The organism is Mesorhizobium sp. C416B (genome assembly GCF_030323165.1).
Lineage (GTDB): Bacteria > Pseudomonadota > Alphaproteobacteria > Rhizobiales > Rhizobiaceae > Mesorhizobium.
In genome coordinates, this window is sequence record NZ_CP100471.1 from 6,202,730 (window position 1) to 6,220,599 (window position 17,870).

16 protein-coding genes and 1 tRNA gene are annotated in these 17,870 nt (G+C 63.0%); 16 read left to right on the plus strand and 1 reads right to left on the minus strand.

Annotated features, from left to right (window positions below):
- The 15 genes from nuoH to NLY43_RS30135 all read left to right on the plus strand — a co-directional run bounded on the left by nuoH (nucleotide 1) and on the right by NLY43_RS30135 (nucleotide 16,639).
- Nucleotides 1-1,044 carry an NADH-quinone oxidoreductase subunit NuoH gene (nuoH, locus tag NLY43_RS30065; protein ID WP_023685202.1) on the plus strand — a complete coding sequence of 348 codons (1,044 nt, stop codon included), beginning with the start codon at nucleotides 1-3 and terminating at the stop codon, nucleotides 1,042-1,044.
- A complete protein-coding gene (gene nuoI, locus NLY43_RS30070) occupies nucleotides 1,044-1,535 on the plus strand; it encodes an NADH-quinone oxidoreductase subunit NuoI (RefSeq protein ID WP_023685203.1) in 492 nt (163 codons plus the stop codon). The genes nuoH and nuoI overlap by 1 nt, the downstream gene beginning before the upstream one ends.
- Nucleotides 1,536-1,658: 123 nt before the next feature.
- Complete coding sequence (locus NLY43_RS30075; RefSeq protein ID WP_023690957.1) at nucleotides 1,659-2,279, plus strand: NADH-quinone oxidoreductase subunit J; 621 nt, start codon at nucleotides 1,659-1,661, stop codon at nucleotides 2,277-2,279.
- A gap of 1 nt (nucleotide 2,280) precedes the next feature.
- Nucleotides 2,281-2,589 carry an NADH-quinone oxidoreductase subunit NuoK gene (nuoK, locus tag NLY43_RS30080; protein WP_023670810.1) on the plus strand — a complete coding sequence of 103 codons (309 nt, stop codon included), beginning with the start codon at nucleotides 2,281-2,283 and terminating at the stop codon, nucleotides 2,587-2,589.
- Nucleotides 2,590-2,599: 10 nt separating this feature from the next.
- Nucleotides 2,600-4,573, plus strand: coding sequence for an NADH-quinone oxidoreductase subunit L (gene nuoL, locus NLY43_RS30085; RefSeq protein WP_023712711.1), 1,974 nt, complete (start codon nucleotides 2,600-2,602; stop codon nucleotides 4,571-4,573).
- A complete protein-coding gene (locus tag NLY43_RS30090; protein WP_023670808.1) occupies nucleotides 4,573-6,078 on the plus strand; it encodes an NADH-quinone oxidoreductase subunit M in 1,506 nt (501 codons plus the stop codon). Before nuoL ends, NLY43_RS30090 begins: the two co-directional genes overlap by 1 nt.
- A gap of 18 nt (nucleotides 6,079-6,096) precedes the next feature.
- Nucleotides 6,097-7,533: an NADH-quinone oxidoreductase subunit NuoN gene (gene nuoN, locus NLY43_RS30095; RefSeq protein WP_023706136.1), complete on the plus strand. Its 1,437-nt coding sequence runs from the start codon at nucleotides 6,097-6,099 to the stop codon at nucleotides 7,531-7,533.
- Nucleotides 7,534-7,537: 4 nt separating this feature from the next.
- Nucleotides 7,538-8,359 carry a biotin--[acetyl-CoA-carboxylase] ligase gene (locus tag NLY43_RS30100; protein WP_023670806.1) on the plus strand — a complete coding sequence of 274 codons (822 nt, stop codon included), beginning with the start codon at nucleotides 7,538-7,540 and terminating at the stop codon, nucleotides 8,357-8,359.
- Between the two features lie 32 nt (nucleotides 8,360-8,391).
- Complete coding sequence (locus NLY43_RS30105) at nucleotides 8,392-10,065, plus strand: ribonuclease J (protein WP_023712712.1); 1,674 nt, start codon at nucleotides 8,392-8,394, stop codon at nucleotides 10,063-10,065.
- A gap of 110 nt (nucleotides 10,066-10,175) precedes the next feature.
- Nucleotides 10,176-10,580: a methylmalonyl-CoA epimerase gene (gene mce / locus NLY43_RS30110; protein ID WP_023685207.1), complete on the plus strand. Its 405-nt coding sequence runs from the start codon at nucleotides 10,176-10,178 to the stop codon at nucleotides 10,578-10,580.
- Nucleotides 10,577-10,861: a DUF1467 family protein gene (locus NLY43_RS30115; protein WP_023698332.1), complete on the plus strand. Its 285-nt coding sequence runs from the start codon at nucleotides 10,577-10,579 to the stop codon at nucleotides 10,859-10,861. Before mce ends, NLY43_RS30115 begins: the two co-directional genes overlap by 4 nt.
- Before the next feature lie 730 nt (nucleotides 10,862-11,591).
- A complete protein-coding gene (gene proS, locus NLY43_RS30120; RefSeq protein WP_023712713.1) occupies nucleotides 11,592-12,920 on the plus strand; it encodes a proline--tRNA ligase in 1,329 nt (442 codons plus the stop codon).
- Complete coding sequence (locus tag NLY43_RS30125; protein WP_023690965.1) at nucleotides 12,917-14,248, plus strand: lipoprotein-releasing ABC transporter permease subunit; 1,332 nt, start codon at nucleotides 12,917-12,919, stop codon at nucleotides 14,246-14,248. Before proS ends, NLY43_RS30125 begins: the two co-directional genes overlap by 4 nt.
- Entirely contained in the window at nucleotides 14,245-14,928 is a 684-nt protein-coding gene (locus NLY43_RS30130) for an ABC transporter ATP-binding protein (RefSeq protein ID WP_023712714.1), read from the plus strand. Before NLY43_RS30125 ends, NLY43_RS30130 begins: the two co-directional genes overlap by 4 nt.
- A gap of 460 nt (nucleotides 14,929-15,388) precedes the next feature.
- Nucleotides 15,389-16,639: a peptidase M50 gene (locus tag NLY43_RS30135; RefSeq protein WP_023712715.1), complete on the plus strand. Its 1,251-nt coding sequence runs from the start codon at nucleotides 15,389-15,391 to the stop codon at nucleotides 16,637-16,639.
- 19 nt (nucleotides 16,640-16,658) lie between these two features.
- Here NLY43_RS30135 and lipB read toward each other — a convergent pair whose 3' ends face one another.
- Nucleotides 16,659-17,402, minus strand: coding sequence for a lipoyl(octanoyl) transferase LipB (lipB, locus tag NLY43_RS30140; RefSeq protein WP_023712716.1), 744 nt, complete (start codon nucleotides 17,400-17,402; stop codon nucleotides 16,659-16,661).
- A 338-nt stretch (nucleotides 17,403-17,740) separates the two neighbouring features.
- Here lipB and NLY43_RS30145 point away from each other — a divergent pair.
- Nucleotides 17,741-17,825 (plus strand) — tRNA-Leu (locus NLY43_RS30145).
- Nucleotides 17,826-17,870 lie beyond the last annotated feature (45 nt).

Sequence of the window (17,870 nt, forward strand, 5' to 3'; positions counted from 1 at the left end):
ATGGACACCTTCTTCTCCTTCTACGTGCTGCCGACGCTGATCATCCTTTTAAAGTCGGTCGTGCTGATCGTCGTTTTGCTGATCGGGGTTGCCTACCTGCTTTACGCCGACCGCAAGATCTGGGCGGCGGTGCAATTGCGCCGCGGCCCGAACGTCGTCGGCCCGTGGGGCACGCTGCAGGCTTTCGCCGATCTGCTGAAATTCGTCTTCAAGGAACCGGTCATTCCGTCCGGCGCCAACAAGGGCGTGTTCCTGCTGGCGCCGCTGGTGTCGGCCGTGCTGGCAATCTCGGCCTGGGCGGTCATTCCCGTCAATGCGGGCTGGGGGATCGCCAACGTCAATGTCGGCATCCTCTACGTCTTCGCCATCTCCTCGCTCGAGGTCTATGGCGTGATCATGGGCGGCTGGGCGTCCAACTCGAAATACCCGTTCCTCGGCGCGCTGCGCTCGGCGGCGCAGATGGTGTCCTACGAAGTCTCGATCGGCTTCGTCATCGTCACCGTGCTGCTCTGCGTCGGCTCGCTCAACCTGTCGGACATCGTGCTGTCGCAGCAGGATGGGCTGGGCACCAAGCTTGGCCTGCCCAACAGCTTCCTCGACTGGCACTGGCTGGCGCTGTTCCCGATGTTCGTCATTTTCTTCATCTCGGCGCTGGCCGAGACCAACCGCCCGCCCTTCGACCTGGTGGAAGCCGAGTCGGAACTCGTCGCCGGCCATATGGTCGAATACTCCTCGACGCCGTTCCTGTTGTTCTTCCTCGGCGAATACGTCGCCGTGGTGATGATGTGCGCGCTGGCCACCATCCTGTTCCTCGGCGGCTGGCTGCCGCCCTTCGACTTCGCCCCCTTCACCTGGGTGCCCGGCGTGATCTGGTTCGTGCTCAAGATCTGCCTGATGTTCTTCATGTTCTCGATGGTGAAGGCCTTCGTGCCGCGCTACCGCTACGACCAGCTGATGCGGCTGGGCTGGAAAGTGTTCCTGCCGATCTCCCTGTTCATGGTCGTTGCCACCGCGGCCTTCCTCAAAATCACGGGGTTTGCGTGATGTCCGCTTTTGGCCAGGCCGCAAAATCGCTGCTGCTGCAGGATTTCGTCAGCGCCTTCTTCCTGTCGATGCGCCAGTTCTTCGCGCCGAAGGAAACGATCAACTATCCGCACGAGAAAGGGCCGACCAGCCCGCGCTTCCGTGGCGAGCACGCGCTGCGCCGCTATCCCAATGGCGAGGAACGCTGCATCGCCTGCAAATTGTGCGAAGCGATCTGTCCGGCGCAGGCGATCACCATCGAGGCCGGCCCGCGCCGCAATGACGGCACGCGCCGCACCGTGCGCTACGACATCGACATGGTGAAGTGCATCTATTGCGGCTTCTGCCAGGAAGCCTGCCCGGTCGACGCCATCGTCGAGGGGCCGAATTTCGAGTTCGCGACGGAGACGCGCGAAGAGCTTTACTACGACAAGGACAGGCTGCTGGCGAATGGCGACCGCTGGGAGCGCGAACTGGCGCGCAACATCTCGCTGGACTCGCCTTACCGCTGACATTTGACGCATGGACGGGGCGAGGGCCCTCGTCTAAGGACAACGCAACTTGCCGGCCTGAGGCGGTCGCAGAAATCAAACAGGACGGATGTCCTGTTTGGACAGGAACCCGGGGGATCCCCAATGCTGAGTGGACTAGAGGCGGCCTTTTTCTACCTCTTCGCCTTTGTCGCGGTGGCGTCGGCCTTCATGGTCATTTCGTCGCGCAACCCCGTGCATTCCGTGCTGTTCCTGATCCTGACCTTCTTTAACGCCGCCGGCCTGTTCATGCTGACCGGCGCCGAGTTCCTGGCGATGATCCTGCTCGTCGTCTATGTCGGCGCGGTCATGGTGCTGTTCCTGTTCGTCGTCATGATGCTCGATGTCGACTTCGCCGAGATGAAGGAAGGCGCCCTGCAATATGCGCCGATCGGCGCGCTGGTCGGGCTGATCCTGGCGGCCGAGCTGATCGTGGTGCTCGGCGGCTACACCTTCGCGCCGCAACTGGCCTCGACGGTCTCCAAACCCATCCCGGATCTTGCCGCGCGGACAAACACCGCAGCACTCGGCGACATCCTCTATACGGACTACCTCTACTACTTCCAGATTTCGGGCCTCATCCTGCTGGTCGCCATGATTGGCGCCATCGTGCTGACGCTGCGCCACAAGGAAGGGGTCAAGCGGCAGTCGATCGCCGCCCAGGTCGGCCGCACGCCGGCGACAGGCATGGAAATCCGCAAGGTCAAGTCGGGCGAGGGGCTCTGAGATGGTCGTCGGCATCGCACATTACCTGACCGTATCGGCGATCCTGTTCACGCTCGGCGTGTTCGGCATCTTCCTGAACCGCAGGAACATCATCGTCATCCTGATGTCGATCGAGCTGATCCTTTTGGCGGTCAACATCAATTTCGTCGCCTTCTCGGCGGCATTGGGCGATCTCGTCGGCCAGGTGTTTGCCCTGTTCGTGCTGACGGTCGCGGCCGCCGAAGCGGCCATCGGTCTTGCCATTCTCGTCGTCTTCTTCCGCAACCGCGGCTCGATCGCGGTCGAAGACGTGAACCAGATGAAGGGTTGACGGGGCTAACATGTATCAAGCGATCGTCTTCCTTCCGCTGCTCGGCTTCCTGATTGTCGGCCTGTTCGGCAATGCGCTCGGCGCCAAGGCATCGGAATATATCACCTCAGGCTTCCTGGTGATCTCGGCCGTGCTGTCCTGGGTCGCCTTCTTCTCCGTCGGCTTCGGCGAAGGCGAGGTGTTCACCGTGCCGGTACTGCGCTGGATCCAATCCGGCGGCTTGGACGCGTCCTGGGCGCTCAGGATCGATACGCTGACGGTGGTCATGCTGGTGGTGGTCAACACGGTGTCGGCGCTGGTCCACATCTATTCGATCGGCTACATGCACCACGATCCGAACCGGCCGCGCTTCTTCGCCTATCTGTCGTTGTTCACCTTCGCCATGCTGATGCTGGTGACGGCGGACAACCTCGTGCAGATGTTCTTCGGCTGGGAAGGGGTGGGTCTCGCCTCCTATTTGCTGATCGGCTTCTGGTACAAGAGGCCGTCGGCCAATGCTGCTGCCATCAAGGCCTTCGTCGTCAACCGCGTCGGCGATTTTGGCTTCGCGCTCGGCATTTTCGGCGTCTTCGTTTTGTTCGGCTCGGTCAATCTCGGCACCATCTTCGGCAATGCCGCGACGTTCATTCCGGCTGAAGGCGCCCCACAAGGCGCGGCCGTGCTGACCTTCCTCGGCTACGCGCTGGACAAGCAGGCAGCCATGACCATCGTCTGCCTGCTGCTGTTCATGGGCGCCATGGGCAAGTCGGCGCAGGTGCCGCTGCACACCTGGCTGCCGGACGCGATGGAGGGCCCGACCCCGGTTTCCGCGCTGATCCATGCCGCCACCATGGTCACGGCCGGCGTGTTCATGCTGGCGCGGCTGTCGCCGCTGTTCGAACTGTCGCATTCGGCGCTGACCGTGGTGACCTTCATCGGCGCCTTCACCGCCTTCTTCGCGGCGACCGTCGGCCTGGTCCAGAACGACATCAAGCGCGTCATCGCCTATTCGACCTGTTCGCAGCTCGGCTACATGTTCGTCGCGCTCGGCGTCGGCGCCTATGGCGCGGCGATCTTCCATCTGTTCACGCACGCCTTCTTCAAGGCGCTGCTGTTCCTGGGCTCCGGCTCGGTCATCCATGCCGTCTCCGACGAGCAGGACATGCGCAAGATGGGCGGCCTGCGGAAGCTCATTCCGAAGACCTACTGGATGATGGTGATCGGCACGCTGGCGCTGACCGGCGTCGGCATTCCGGTGACCGTCATCGGCACCGCCGGCTTCTTCTCCAAGGATGCCATCATCGAGGCTGCCTTTGCCGGCCACAATTCGGTCGCTGGCCTCGCTTTTGTCCTGCTGGTCATCGCCGCCTGCTTCACCTCCTTCTACTCCTGGCGGCTGATCTTCATGACCTTCCATGGCGAGCCGCGGGCGAGCCACGACGTCATGCACCATGTCCATGAATCGCCGCCGGTGATGCTGGTGCCGCTGTTCATCCTGGCCGCGGGGGCGCTGTTTGCCGGCGTTATCTTCCATGGTGCCTTCATCGGCGAAGGCTATACCGAATTCTGGAAGGCCTCGCTGTTCACGCTGCCGGACAACCACATCCTGCACGATATCCACGAATTGCCGCTGTGGGTCGAGCTGGCACCGTTCGTCGCCATGATCATCGGCTTTGCCGTCGCCTGGAAGTTCTACATCCGCTCGCCGGAACTGCCCCGGAGCGTCGCCGCCAACCATCGGCTGCTGTATGCCTTCCTGCTCAACAAATGGTACTTTGACGAGCTCTACGACGTCCTGTTCGTGCGGCCGGCAAAGGCGCTGGGCAGGTTCTTGTGGAAGACCGGCGACGGCACCATCATCGACGGGCTCGGCCCTGACGGCATTTCGGCGCGTGTCGTCGACGTCACCGACCGCGTCGTCAAGCTACAGACCGGCTATCTCTATCACTATGCCTTCGCCATGCTGATCGGCGTGGCCGCACTCGTCACCTGGATGATGCTCTGATGACCGCCTGGCCAATCCTCTCGCTGGTCACCTTCCTGCCGCTTGTAGGTGTGCTGCTGATCCTGTTCATCAGGGATGACAGCCCGAATGCGCGTCGCAACATCCGCGCCATCGCGTTCACGACGACAGCGGCCACCTTCATCATCTCGCTGTTCATCTGGACCGGCTTCGACAATTCGCAAGCCGGCTTCCAGTTCGTCGAGAAGTTTGCCTGGTTGGATTCCGGCATCTCCTACCATATGGGCGTCGACGGCATTTCGATGCTGTTCGTCATCCTGACGACGTTCCTCATGCCGCTCTGCATCCTGGCGTCGTGGGAAGCGATCGACAAGCGCGTCAAGGCCTACATGATTGCCTTCCTGCTCTTGGAAACGCTGATGATCGGCGTGTTCTGCGCGCTCGACATCGTGCTGTTCTACGTCTTCTTCGAGGCCGGCCTGATCCCGATGTTCATCATCATCGGCGTCTGGGGCGGCAAGCGCCGCGTCTATGCCTCGTTCAAGTTCTTCCTCTACACGTTGGCCGGCTCGGTGCTGATGCTGCTCGCCATCATGGCGATGTTCTTCCAGGCGGGCACCACCGACATCCCGACGCTGCTGACCCACAACTTCCCGGCCCACATGCAGACATGGCTATTTCTAGCCTTCTTCGCCTCCTTCGCGGTGAAGATGCCGATGTGGCCGGTGCACACCTGGCTGCCCGATGCGCATGTCGAAGCGCCGACGGCGGGCTCGGTGATCCTGGCGGGCATACTGTTGAAAATGGGCGGGTACGGCTTCCTGCGCTTCTCCCTGCCGATGTTCCCGCTGGCGTCGGAAATGTTCGCACCGCTGGTGTTCACGCTGTCGGTCGTCGCCATCATCTACACCTCGCTGGTGGCGCTGATGCAGGAGGACATGAAGAAGCTGATCGCCTATTCCTCCGTCGCCCATATGGGCTTCGTCACCATGGGCATCTTCGCCATGAACCAGGAAGGCGTGCAGGGCGCGATCTTCCAGATGCTGAGCCACGGCCTCGTCTCGGGCGCACTGTTCCTGTGCGTCGGCGTCATTTACGACCGCATGCACACGCGAGAGATCGACGCCTATGGCGGCTTGGTCAACAACATGCCGAAATACGCAACCGTGTTCCTGATCTTCACCATGGCCAATGTCGGCTTGCCCGGCACGTCAGGCTTCGTCGGCGAGTTCCTGACCATGCTCGGCGTGTTCCGGGTCAACACCTGGGTGGCTTTCTTCGCCGCCACCGGCGTCATCCTGTCGGCGGCCTACGCGCTCTGGCTCTACCGCCGGGTCATCTTCGGCGCGCTGACCAAGGAAAGCCTGAAGGGCCTGCTCGATCTGTCGACGCGCGAGAAGGCAATCATCTACCCGCTGGTCGTGCTGGTCATCTTCTTCGGCGTTTATCCCGCTCCCGTCTTCGATGCCACGGCCCAGTCGGTCAAGGCGCTCGTCACCAATGTCACCGCATCCATCGGCGCCGCGCAGACCGCGGCGGCGAACTGACCAGAGGTTTTGCGAACCATGACGCCGGACCTTTATTCCAGCCTTTCGCTCTCGACGCCGGAGCTGATCCTCGCCATCGGCGCGCTGGCGCTGTTGATGGTCGGCGCCTATTCGCGCGCCAACACTGCCATTCTGGTGACTGTCCTTGCCGTCGCCGTGCTGGTGATCGCAGGCCTATGGCTGATCTTTCCCACGGGGCAGGGCGCAGCCTATGGCAACGCCTTCATCCAGGATCCGTTCTCCCGCTTCATGAAGGTGCTGTCGCTGATCGGTTCGGCGGTGACGCTGGTGATGTCGATGCGCTTCGCCAGGCAGGAGCATTTCGACAAGTTCGAATACCCGGTGCTGATCCTGTTGTGCACGCTCGGCATGATGCTGATGATCTCGGCCAACGGCATGATCGGGCTCTATCTCGGCCTCGAACTGCAGTCGCTGGCGATTTACGTGCTGGCGGCGATCAATCGCGACAATCTGCGTTCGACCGAGGCCGGTTTGAAGTATTTTGTGCTCGGCGCGCTGTCGTCGGGCATGCTGCTTTACGGAATCAGCCTCATTTACGGCTACACCGGCAATGTCGGCTTCCAGGAAATCGCCTCGGCGCTTGGCAGCGGTGAGCGCCAGCTCGGCCTCGTCGTCGGCCTGGTTTTCGTTTTGGCCGGTCTTGCCTTCAAGATTTCCGCGGTGCCGTTCCACATGTGGACGCCCGATGTCTACGAGGGCGCGCCGACGCCGGTCACCGCCTTCCTGGCGGCTGCCCCCAAAATGGCGGCAATGGCGCTGATCGTGCGCGTCACCATGGGCGCCTTCAAGCCGATCGCTTCCGACTGGCAGCAGATCATCGTCTTCATCTCGATCGCCTCGATGGCGCTCGGCTCCTTCGCCGCGATCGGCCAAACCAACATCAAGCGGCTGATGGCGTACTCCTCGATCGGCCATATGGGCTACGCGCTGGTCGGCCTAGCCGCCAACAGCCAGGCCGGCGTGCGCGGCGTCGCCATCTACATGCTGATCTATCTCGTCATGACGCTCGGCACCTTCGCCTTCATCCTCGCCATGCGGCGCAAGGAAGGCAATGTCGAGCAGATCAGCGATCTCGCCGGTCTGTCGTCGACCAACCCGATCATGGCGACGATCCTGACCATCCTGATGTTCTCGCTGGCCGGCATCCCGCCGCTCGCCGGTTTCTGGGGGAAATGGTACGTGTTCCTCGCCGCCATCAACGCCAACCTCTATGCGCTGGCGATCATCGGCGTGCTGGCCTCCGTCGTGGGCGCTTTCTACTATCTGCGTATCATCAAGATCATGTGGTTCGACGAACCGGCCGGTGGCTTCGTGCCGATGGCGGTTGAGCTGCGCCTCGTGCTTGGTGTCTCCGGCGCTTTCGTGCTGTTCTATGTGTTGATCGGCGGTCCGATCGCGACCTACGCCGAAGCCGCCGCCAAGACATTTTTCTGACCGGATGGCATTTCGGCTGGCTCCAACCTCTGAGACGGAAGGGTTCCGGCTCGAGGCCCATGACAGCGTGGGTTCCACCAACACGCTTGCGCTGGACCATGCAAGGGCAGGCGACCCCGGCAAATTGTGGGTCGTTTCCAAGAAGCAGGAAAGCGGCCGTGGCCGCCGCGGCAGGGCCTGGGTATCTCCCGAGGGCAATCTGGCGGCGACATTGCTGGTCATCACCGGCGGTGAGTTGCGTCTGGCGGCGACGCTGGGCTTCGTCGCCGGCCTGTCGCTGGCCGATGCGCTTGACGCCGTGGTGCCGAAGGGCAGGATCGCCATCGGCCTCGACGGCGCCAGCCAAGGGCAGAACCGCTTCGAGCTGAAATGGCCGAACGATGTGCTTGCCTCCGGCGCCAAACTGGCCGGCATCCTGCTGGAATCGGCCATTCTCGATGGCGGCCGTTTCGCGGTGGCGGTGGGCATCGGCGTCAATGTGGTGGCGCATCCGCCGGATTTGCCGTATCCGGCGACATCGCTTCAGGCGCTGGGCGCGACATGCGACGCCGAAACGCTGTTCTTGGCGCTGTCCGATGCCTGGACCGACAATGCCCGGCTGTGGGATGACGGACGCGGGCTCGACGCCATCCGGCGTCGCTGGCTGGCGCGCGCGGCGGGGCTTGGCGGCGAGGTTGCTGTCAGGATTGACGGGAATGTGGTGCGCGGTACCTTCGAGACCATTGACGCGGACTGCCGTTTCGTGATCCGCGATGATGAGGGGTCGGTCGTGACGGTAGCCGCCGGCGACGTGCATTTCGGCGCCGTCGCGTCGGCAAAGATTTAGAGCTGGTCGCAAGGGCCGGGAAGGGAAAATTGATGGCGAAAGCGCAAAACGCCGAACTCGTCTTCGTGCCGCTCGGCGGCGTCGGCGAGATCGGCATGAACTTCGCCCTTTACGGCTATGGGCCGCCTAGCGCGCGCGAGTGGATCGTCGTCGATGTCGGCGTGACCTTTCCCGACGCGGCGCATCCGGGCGTCGACCTGATCCTGCCCGATACGCGCTTCATCGAGGAGAACCTCGCCGGCCTGCGCGGCATCATCATCACCCACGCGCATGAAGACCATTACGGGGCGCTGCTCGACATCTGGCCAAAGCTGAAGGCGCCGGTGTGGATGACACCGTTCAGCACCGGCTTGCTGGACGCCAAGCGCCAGGGCGAGCAGGGCGCGCCGAAGAAAATTCCGGTGACGATCTACCGGGCAGGCGAGACATTCACCGTCGGCCCGTTCTCGATCGAGGCCATTCCGGTGGCGCACTCCATCCCCGAGCCGATGTCGCTGGCGATCACCTCGCCGGCCGGCACCGTCATCCATACCGGCGACTGGAAGATCGATCCGGAACCGACGATCGGCCCCAAGACCGACGAGGCGCGGTTTCGCGCCTATGGCGACAAGGGCGTTCTGGCGCTGGTCTGCGATTCCACCAATGCGCTGCGCGAAGGCGAATCGCCGTCGGAAGTGGCGGTGGGCGAAGGCCTCAGGGGCGTCATCCAGAGCGCTGTCGGCCGTGTCGCCGTCACCACCTTCTCCTCCAATGTCGGACGCATCGTCTCCATCGCCAAGGCGGCGCGCGATGCCGGCCGCCAGTGCCTGGTGCTCGGCCGCTCGCTGAAGCGGGTCATCGATGTCGCCGGCGAACTCGGCTACATGGACGGGCTGCCGGAGTTCATCGCCGAAGAGGATTTCGGCTTCATCCCGCGCGAGAACCTGGTCATCATCTGCACCGGCAGCCAGGGCGAGGCGCTGGCAGCGCTGGCAAAACTGTCGCGCGACGAGATGAAGTCGGTGTCGCTGACGGCCGGCGACACGGTGGTGTTTTCCTCACGCACCATTCCCGGCAACGAGAAGGCGATCCTCGAGATCAAGAACCGCCTCATCGACCTCGGCATCAAGATCATCGAGGATGGCGACGCGCTGGTGCATGTCTCCGGCCATCCCCGCCGCAGCGAATTGCGCAGGATGTATGAATGGGTGCGGCCGCAGATCGGCGTTCCCGTGCACGGCGAAGCCGCGCATCTGGTGGCGCAGGGGTCGCTGATGTCGACGTCGGGCATCGGCCAGGTGGCGCAAGTGCGCGACGGCGACATGCTGCGGCTGGCGCCGGGTCCGGCCACGATCATCGACCAGGTGCCGTTCGGCCGCATCTACAAGGACGGCAGGCTGATCGGCACCGACCAGGCGATGGGCATACGCGACCGGCGCAAGCTATCCTTTGCCGGCCATGTCGCGGTCAATGTCGTGCTCGACGACAAATATGAGCTCGCCGGCGATCCCGACCTGGTCGCCATCGGCGTCGCCGAGGCCGATGCCCGTGGCGAAAACATGGAAGATCTGATGCTCGACGCGGCCGTCGGCGCGGTCGACTCGATCCCTCGCCAGCGCCGCAAGGACCTCGACCTGGTGCAGGAAGCGGTGCGCCGCGCCGTGCGCGGCGCCGCCAACGAAGCCTGGGGCAAGAAGCCGCTGGTGACGGTGTTTGTGACGAGGTAGTGGATGGTGAATAGTGAATAGTGAATAGTGAATAGTGAATAGTGAAGGGTCGACGTGCTGCGCTGATCGAGATTGGTATTCACCATTCACCCACTAGCCACGGAGCATCGATGCTCGGACGCCTGAACCATGTAGCGCTTGCCGTGCCGGACCTGGCCGCGGCGATTGCGGCCTATCGCGATACGCTTGGCGCGAAGGTCACCGCGCCGCAAGCGCTGCCCGAGCATGGCGTTACCGTGGTGTTCGTCGATGTCGGCAACACCAAGATCGAACTCCTGGAGCCGCTGGGCGAACGGTCGCCGATCGCGGCCTTTCTGGCGAAGAACCCCTCGGGTGGCATGCATCATGTCTGCTACGAGGTCGACGACATCCTTGTCGCGCGCGATCACCTCAAAGCGAGCGGCGCCCGCGTGCTGGGCGACGGCAATCCCAAAACCGGCGCCCACGGCAAGCCGGTGCTGTTCCTGCATCCCAAGGATTTCTTCGGCACGCTGGTCGAACTGGAGCAGGCATGAGCTGGATTTCGTTTGCCGCCCTGTTCTTCATCACCTGGTGGCTGATGCTGTTCATCGTGCTGCCGTTCAGCGTCAAGACGCAGGATGACGACCAGGACGTGACGCTGGGCACGGTTGCGAGCGCGCCGCGCGGACCCCATATGCTGCGCGCCGTGATCCGCACCACCATCGTCACGGCTGTCGTCATGGGGGTTTTCTACAGCCTGACGCACGGGCTGGGCTACAGCCTCGACGAAGTCCCGCACATCATCCCCGAAGCCAGCCGGGCACCGGCTAACTAACCACTTTCCCGCCGACAGATCGGGTGGGGTGTTCGTGCCTGTTTTCGAAGCGCCAAACTCAGGTTTTGTCTCACCAGCCTGCGATGCGCAATAGGCGGCCAGGCATGGCCCACCCGTATTAGAATCACGACTGGGCATCAGGCTGACGCAAGCTCACGTGATTTGGGAACAGGTTGATCTAACCAGATGATCGGGCAAAAAAAATGCAAGGCACAAGGCCTTGCAATTTAAACGCGTTCCGATCTGTTTTCCGGTTTCCGGCGGCAGCGGGTAACCGCGCCTAGATCGCATCCTCCCAAGACTTTGACCGCGTAGGAGAGCAGATTTTTCTCCACCCTCTCGGTTATCGGGGCACACTAGCCTAACCCTGATGAAATTGTCACGCAGAATTTTGCCCGCAATCGGGCAATCTGTGCTGCAGTGCACAATAGTGCGGCAGGCTTTGCTTGCGAAACGAACAACACCGGGGCTGCCGCCTTAATCTGGTCAGGTGTGCCGCGTCGCCCGGACGCGCAAAGCGTGTGTGAGCACTTCGGAGTCAGGTCATCATTTTGTATCAAAAGCATTATCGTTTTCGGTGCGAAGGTCTTTGGAAGAAGAATCGATTTTTGCGATTTCCGGCCGATGCGGCCGGTCGGGTTTCCATTCCGTCACGAAATAGCTATGAAGCCGGGGCAAGCAAGCCAGCCGCGCCGATTCCGGCGCAGCCTCCTCTCTCACGGACCTGTCCATGCGTTTGTCGCAGTTTTTCCTGCCCATCCTGAAAGAAAATCCGCGCGAGGCCGAGATCGTCTCGCACCGGCTGATGCTGCGTGCCGGCATGATCCGCCAGCAGGGGCAGGGCAGCTTTTCCTGGCTGCCGCTGGGCAAGCTGGTGCTGGACAAGGTCTGCCGCATCATCCGCGAGGAGCAGAACCGCGCCGGCGCTTTGGAAATCCTGATGCCGACCATCCAGTCGGCCGATCTGTGGCGCGAAAGCGGCCGCTATGACGATTACGGCAAGGAGATGCTGCGCATCAAGGACCGGCAGGACCGCGACATGCTTTACGGTCCGACCAATGAGGAAGTGGTCACCGAGATCGTGCGCGCCTACGTCAAGTCCTACAAGGACTTGCCGCTAAACCTCTACCACATCCAGTGGAAGTTCCGCGACGAGGTGCGGCCGCGCTTCGGCGTCATGCGCTCGCGCGAATTCCTGATGAAGGATGCCTATTCCTTCGACCTCGATTTCGAGGGCGCGAAGGCCGCCTATAACCGCATGTTCGTATCCTATCTCAGGACGTTCACGCGCATGGGGCTGCAGGCCATTCCGATGCGGGCCGACACCGGGCCGATCGGCGGCGATCTCAGCCATGAATTCATCATCCTGGCCGACACCGGCGAGAGCCAGGTCTATTGCGACCGCGAATATCTGTCGCTCCAGGTGCCCGGCGAGAAAACCGACTTCGGCAATGACGGCGAGATCGCCGACATCGTCAAAACGTGGACGACGCCTTACGCCGCCACCGACGAGATGCATGACGAGGCGGCCTGGGACAAGCTTGGCGAAGCCGACCGGGTCTCGGCACGCGGCATCGAGGTCGGCCACATCTTTCATTTCGGCGACAAATATTCCAAGCCCATGGGCGCCAAGGTGACCGGGCCCGACGGCAAGGATCATTTCGTTTCCTGCGGCTCCTACGGTATCGGTCCGTCGCGGCTGGTGGCAGCGATCATCGAGGCCAGCCATGACGATAACGGCATCATCTGGCCGGAAGCGGTGACGCCGTTCGACATCGGCCTGATCAACATGAAGGCCGGCGACGCCGAGTGCGACCGCGTCTGCGGCGAGCTCTACGCCGCCTTCACCAGCGCCGGCAAGGATGTGCTTTACGACGACACCGACCAGCGGCCGGGCGGCAAGTTCGCCACCGCAGACCTGATCGGCCTGCCCTGGCAGGTGATCGTCGGGCCGCGCGGCGTGGCCGCCGGCGAGATCGAGATCAAGAACCGCCGGACCGGCGAGCGCGAGACGCTGCCGGTCGCGGAGGCCAGGAAACGCTTCGGTGCAACCGCATGAGCGAAGCCGCGGCAGCGAAGTCTTCGGTAGCCCAGTCTCCGGTTGGCAAGTCTCCGGTCGCCAAATCTCCGGTCGCCGGCCCGTTCTCCATGTTCGAACGCATGGTCGCCTGGCGTTATTTGCGGTCGCGTCGCAAGGAGACGGTGATCTCGGTCATCGCCTCGATCTCCTTCCTCGGCATCATGCTGGGCGTCGCCACGCTGATCGTCGTCATGGCTGTCATGAACGGGTTTCGAGCCGAACTTCTGACCCGCATCCTCGGCGTCAACGGCCATCTGATCGTGCAGCCGCTGGATTCGCCGCTTGAGGATTATGCGCAGGTCGCAGCCCGCATCAACGGCGTGGCCGGCGTCAAATACGCGATCCCGCTGATCGACGGCCAGGTGCTGGCGCAGGGCAATGTCGGCGGCGGCATGGGCGCGCTGGTGCGCGGTATCAGGGCCGAAGACCTCGGCAAGATCGCCATCGTCGCCCAAAACGTCAAGCAAGGCACGCTTGACGGCTTCGACTCCGGCGAGGGCGTCGCTATCGGCAAGCGCATGGCGGAGAATCTCGGCCTTGTGCTCGGCGACACCATCACGCTGATCTCGCCGGACGGCGACGTCACGCCGATGGGCACGACGCCGCGGCTGAAGGGCTACAAGGTGGCGGCGATCTTCGAGGTCGGCATGTCGGAGTATGACAGCTCCATCGTCTACATGCCGTTTTCCGAAGCGCAGCTCTATTTCAACATGGACGGCAGGGCGCAGACGATCGAGATCTATGTCGACAATCCCGATAATGTCGACGCGCTGAAACCGCTGGTCGATGCGGCAGCGCAACGGCCGATCGACATGGTCGACTGGCGCCAGCGCAACGAGACGTTCTTTTCAGCACTGCAGGTCGAGCGCAACGTCATGTTCATGATCCTGACGCTGATCGTGCTGGTGGCGGCGCTCAACATCATCTCCGGCCTGATCATGCTGGTGAAGGACAAGGGCCACGATATCGCCATCCTGCGCACAATGGGCGCCTCGCGCGGCGCCATCCTGCGCATCTTCCTGATGACGGGCGCTGCGATCGGCGTAACCGGCACGCTCGCCGGCGTGCTGCTCGGGGTGCTCATCTGCACCAACATCGAATCGATCCGCCAGTTCTTCTCCTGGATGACCGGCAAGGTGCTGTTCAATCCGGAACTCTATTTCCTCAGCCAGCTGCCGGCAAAGATGGACCCACGCGAGACCACCTATGTCATCCTGATGGCGCTCGGCCTGTCCTTCCTGGCAACAGTGTTTCCGGCATGGCGCGCCGCACGGCTCGATCCGGTCGAGGCCTTGAGATACGAATGAAGTCCGAGATCATTATCGAGCTGAAGAGCGTCGAGCGGCACTATGTCCAGGGGCCGCGCAAGCTCACCATTTTGAACGGCGCCGACTTTTCGCTGAAGCGCGGCGAGATGGTGGCGCTGGTGGCGCCGTCGGGCACCGGCAAGTCGACGCTGCTCCATACGGCGGGCCTGCTCGAGCGCCCCGACGCCGGTGACGTCATTCTGGCCGGCCGCGCCTGCGGACGGCTCTCCGACGACGAACGCACGGCGATCCGCCGCAACGATGTCGGCTTCGTCTATCAGTTCCATCATCTGCTGCCGGAGTTTTCGGCACTGGAAAACATCATGATGCCGCAGCTGATCAAAGGGCTTTCGCGCAAGGAGGCGTCGGAGCGCGCAGCACAGCTGCTCGACTATATGCAGATCGGCAAGCGCGCGTCGCACCGTCCGTCGGAGCTGTCCGGCGGCGAGCAGCAGCGCGTCGCCATTGCCCGCGCGGTCGCCAATGCGCCCTTGCTGCTGCTCGCCGACGAGCCGACCGGCAATCTCGACCCGGTCACCGCCTCCTATGTCTTCGAGGCGCTTGGCGCGCTGGTCAAGCAGTCCGGCCTTGCCGCGCTGATCGCGACCCACAATCACGAAATCGCCTCGCGCATGGACCGCCGGGTGACGTTGGCGGATGGCAAGGTCGTTCCGTTGTAGGCCCCAACTTCCTCATCCTAGGGTCTGCGCCGCGTCGCTGCGCTCCTTGCTCCGCCCTAGGATCACGAAGTGATTGGTGCGTGTCCCGATCGCAAAGGCATGCGATGCGCCCTGCGTCAGCACTGCCGTCACCCCGTCAACCTTTCCTTAACCCTGCCCAAACCGGCTGTCAGGATTCGTCGGCATGCCGCTTTCCGCTCATTGACTTTCGAACAAAGTTAGAACAAAATACGAACATAGCAACAACAGGAGAGAGTTATGAGCGATCTTGTTCAGGACGTCGTTTCGTTGGTGTGCATGAGTGCGTTTCTGGTTTCCATGGCTGTCTGGATCGGCGCCATGTGATGCAACTGCGGTTCGCCGCACTGTTTTAGGCGGGCAGGAAGGCGCTGTGCCGTTAAGCCTTTCTTGCCGCCATGACGCTAGGCTGCCCCGCCAAGACAGGGAGCAAAAACCTCAGGTGTCGCCGATCGTGACGGCCCTTCTCGTGGCCGGTAATCTCGGACTGATTTTCCTTCTGATGACTGCGCCGCTCGGTTTGCGCACGGTGCGGCTGAGCCGCGTGGTTGCCGTGGACCGGCAGCGCCTCTGGCAGGCGCTGTGGCCGCTCGGCAGCGATGCCGGCTGGTCCGGCGAGATACTCTCGGCCCAGCCGCTGGACGGGCAGGGCACGGCCCGCATCCTGCTGTCCTGGGAGGGCCGGGACGGCCAGCCGATCGAGCGAAGGTCGCGCTTCGAGGACGTCGTCGAAGGCAGTCGTTTTTCGATGCGGGTCATCGAGGATACCGCGCTCGACGCGTCGTTCTGGAAGGATTTTTATGAGACCACTGAACTCACCTCGGAAGGTGCCGGCACGCGGGTGACGCTCAGCCAGACCGATCGCTATCGCGGCGTCGCCTTCCTGGTGTTCCGCTACTTCGCCATGCGCCGCGAGCTCGGCAAGCTGGAGATCTGGGCGAGGACCGGACAGTATCGCAACGGCGGCTGGTTCGAGCATCCGCTGAGCCAGGTCGGTTTCGCCGTTCTGTCGGCTTTCATCCTTTGGCCGTTCTTCGGGCTCAATCTTGGCGGCCTGGCGCTGGCCGCGATCCTGACCTCGGTGGTCGCCCTGCATGAGCTCGGCCACATGGCGGCCTTCCGGCTGACCGGTCATCGCAAGGCGCGGATGATCTTTATCCCGCTGCTCGGCGGCCTCGCCATTGGTGGCCGGCCTTATGACAGCCGCTTCGAGGTCGCCTTCGTGGCGCTGATGGGCGCCGGCTTTTCCGCGTTCCTGGTTCCGCTGCTGATCGTCGCCAGCGGGCTCGCGTCCGGCGAGGGACATCGGCTTGCCGCGGCCCTTCTGGCGACGCTTGCCGGCTTTGCCGCATTGTTCAACATCGCCAATCTGGTGCCGGTTTGGAAATTCGACGGCGGCCAGGTACTGCGCCAGATCTGCCCGGGGCCGGTCGCCCTGGCGCTCGCCTCGTTTTCCCTGCTCTCGGCCTTGCTGTGGCTTGGCTGGCTGGCCGGCTTTTCCCAAACCTTTCTGCTGGTGGCGGGCGCCGTCTTTGCCATCCTCAGCCTGATGACAGTGGGTAGCGGGGTAAAACCGCGCCACGAATTGAAGCCGATCCGCATCTTCGACCGTTTCGCCATGGCCGGCGCGCTGCTGGCCGTCTTCGCCATTCACGGTTTCGGGCTGTTGTGGGCCTCGGCGCGGTTGCTTTGAGCGTTGGTCGAGGCGAGACTCAGCCGGCCTTGCGAGCCGGTTCTGCAGAAATTGACTCCGCTGCCCCGAAAACATCCTCGAAGGCGGATTTCAGCGCCAGGTCGAAATCGGCCATGGTCACGGGCAGGCCGAGGTCGACGAGGCTGGTGACGCCGTGATCCGACACGCCGCATGGCACGATGCCGCTGAAATGGCTGAGATCCGGCTCGACATTGACGGCGATGCCATGAAAGCTCACCCAGCGCCGCAGCCTGATGCCGATGGCGGCGATCTTGTCTTCGGCCGGCGAGCCGTCGGGCAGGGAAGGGCGATCGGGCCGCACCACCCAGACGCCGACGCGGTCCTCGCGGCGTTCGCCGCGCACATTGAAGGCGGCAAGCGTGCCGATGATCCACTGCTCGAGCGCGGCGACGAAGGCGCGCACATCCTCGCGCCGGCGCTTCAGGTCAAGCATGACATAGGCAACCCGCTGCCCCGGCCCGTGATAGGTGTATTCGCCGCCGCGTCCGGCGGCAAAGACCGGGAAACGGTCGGGGTCGATCAAGTCCTCGATGCGGGCGCTGGTGCCGGCGGTGTAAAGCGCCGGATGCTCGACCAGCCAGACCATCTCGGCGGCCGCACCCGCGCGGATCGCCTCGGCGCGCGCTTCCATCAGGGCCAGCGCATCGGTGTAGCCGGTCAGGCCGGGCTCGATGCGCCATTCGACCGGCGCCGAACCCGGCAAGGGCAGGAACGACGTGGCGATCTGGCTGCGTTCGGTCATGGCTTTTTCGTTTTTCGCGTGATGCACGCCGGCTTGGCGAATCCGCCTTGCGCTCTGGGGCCAAATGCATTTGCCCTTCATATGGCGGTATCCGGCTGAAACGTCCAGTTCGCCACGCATTTCGGCCTTCGCGCACGACCCCGAAGATAGGAACGATCTTCGGAAAGGATCATGCGCCAAATCAAAGTGCTGCAGCGTCCTTTGCGCGTCCCACAGGACGCGCGGCGCTGTAGAGGCCGATATGCCAATTCGCGGCGATTATTGCGCGCCGCGCCCTTGTTTCGCCGGAAACGATTTGCTACACGCCGCGAGCCGGTTCGTTCCGGCTCCTACCACGGGCGGTCGTGGCGGAATTGGTAGACGCGCAGCGTTGAGGTCGCTGTGGGGCAACCCGTGGAAGTTCGAGTCTTCTCGACCGCACCATAATTTTTCGGCCATTGAAATCATTGCGGCTTCTCAGGCCGTCGA

Excerpts from the sequence above, each read along its gene's own strand:
- nuoK (WP_023670810.1), top strand. The coding sequence starts at position 2,281 with ATGGTCGTCGGCATCGCACATTACCTGACCGTATCGGCGATCCTGTTC.
- nuoI (WP_023685203.1), top strand. The coding sequence starts at position 1,044 with ATGTCCGCTTTTGGCCAGGCCGCAAAATCGCTGCTGCTGCAGGATTTC.
- proS (WP_023712713.1), top strand. The coding sequence starts at position 11,592 with ATGCGTTTGTCGCAGTTTTTCCTGCCCATCCTGAAAGAAAATCCGCGC.
- lipB (WP_023712716.1), bottom strand. The coding sequence starts at position 17,402 with ATGACCGAACGCAGCCAGATCGCCACGTCGTTCCTGCCCTTGCCGGGT.
- NLY43_RS30090 (WP_023670808.1), top strand. The coding sequence starts at position 4,573 with ATGACCGCCTGGCCAATCCTCTCGCTGGTCACCTTCCTGCCGCTTGTA.
- NLY43_RS30100 (WP_023670806.1), top strand. The coding sequence starts at position 7,538 with ATGGCATTTCGGCTGGCTCCAACCTCTGAGACGGAAGGGTTCCGGCTC.
- nuoH (WP_023685202.1), top strand. The coding sequence starts at position 1 with ATGGACACCTTCTTCTCCTTCTACGTGCTGCCGACGCTGATCATCCTT.
- NLY43_RS30105 (WP_023712712.1), top strand. The coding sequence starts at position 8,392 with ATGGCGAAAGCGCAAAACGCCGAACTCGTCTTCGTGCCGCTCGGCGGC.
- NLY43_RS30075 (WP_023690957.1), top strand. The coding sequence starts at position 1,659 with ATGCTGAGTGGACTAGAGGCGGCCTTTTTCTACCTCTTCGCCTTTGTC.
- NLY43_RS30125 (WP_023690965.1), top strand. The coding sequence starts at position 12,917 with ATGAGCGAAGCCGCGGCAGCGAAGTCTTCGGTAGCCCAGTCTCCGGTT.
- nuoL (WP_023712711.1), top strand. The coding sequence starts at position 2,600 with ATGTATCAAGCGATCGTCTTCCTTCCGCTGCTCGGCTTCCTGATTGTC.
- nuoN (WP_023706136.1), top strand. The coding sequence starts at position 6,097 with ATGACGCCGGACCTTTATTCCAGCCTTTCGCTCTCGACGCCGGAGCTG.
- NLY43_RS30115 (WP_023698332.1), top strand. The coding sequence starts at position 10,577 with ATGAGCTGGATTTCGTTTGCCGCCCTGTTCTTCATCACCTGGTGGCTG.
- mce (WP_023685207.1), top strand. The coding sequence starts at position 10,176 with ATGCTCGGACGCCTGAACCATGTAGCGCTTGCCGTGCCGGACCTGGCC.
- NLY43_RS30130 (WP_023712714.1), top strand. The coding sequence starts at position 14,245 with ATGAAGTCCGAGATCATTATCGAGCTGAAGAGCGTCGAGCGGCACTAT.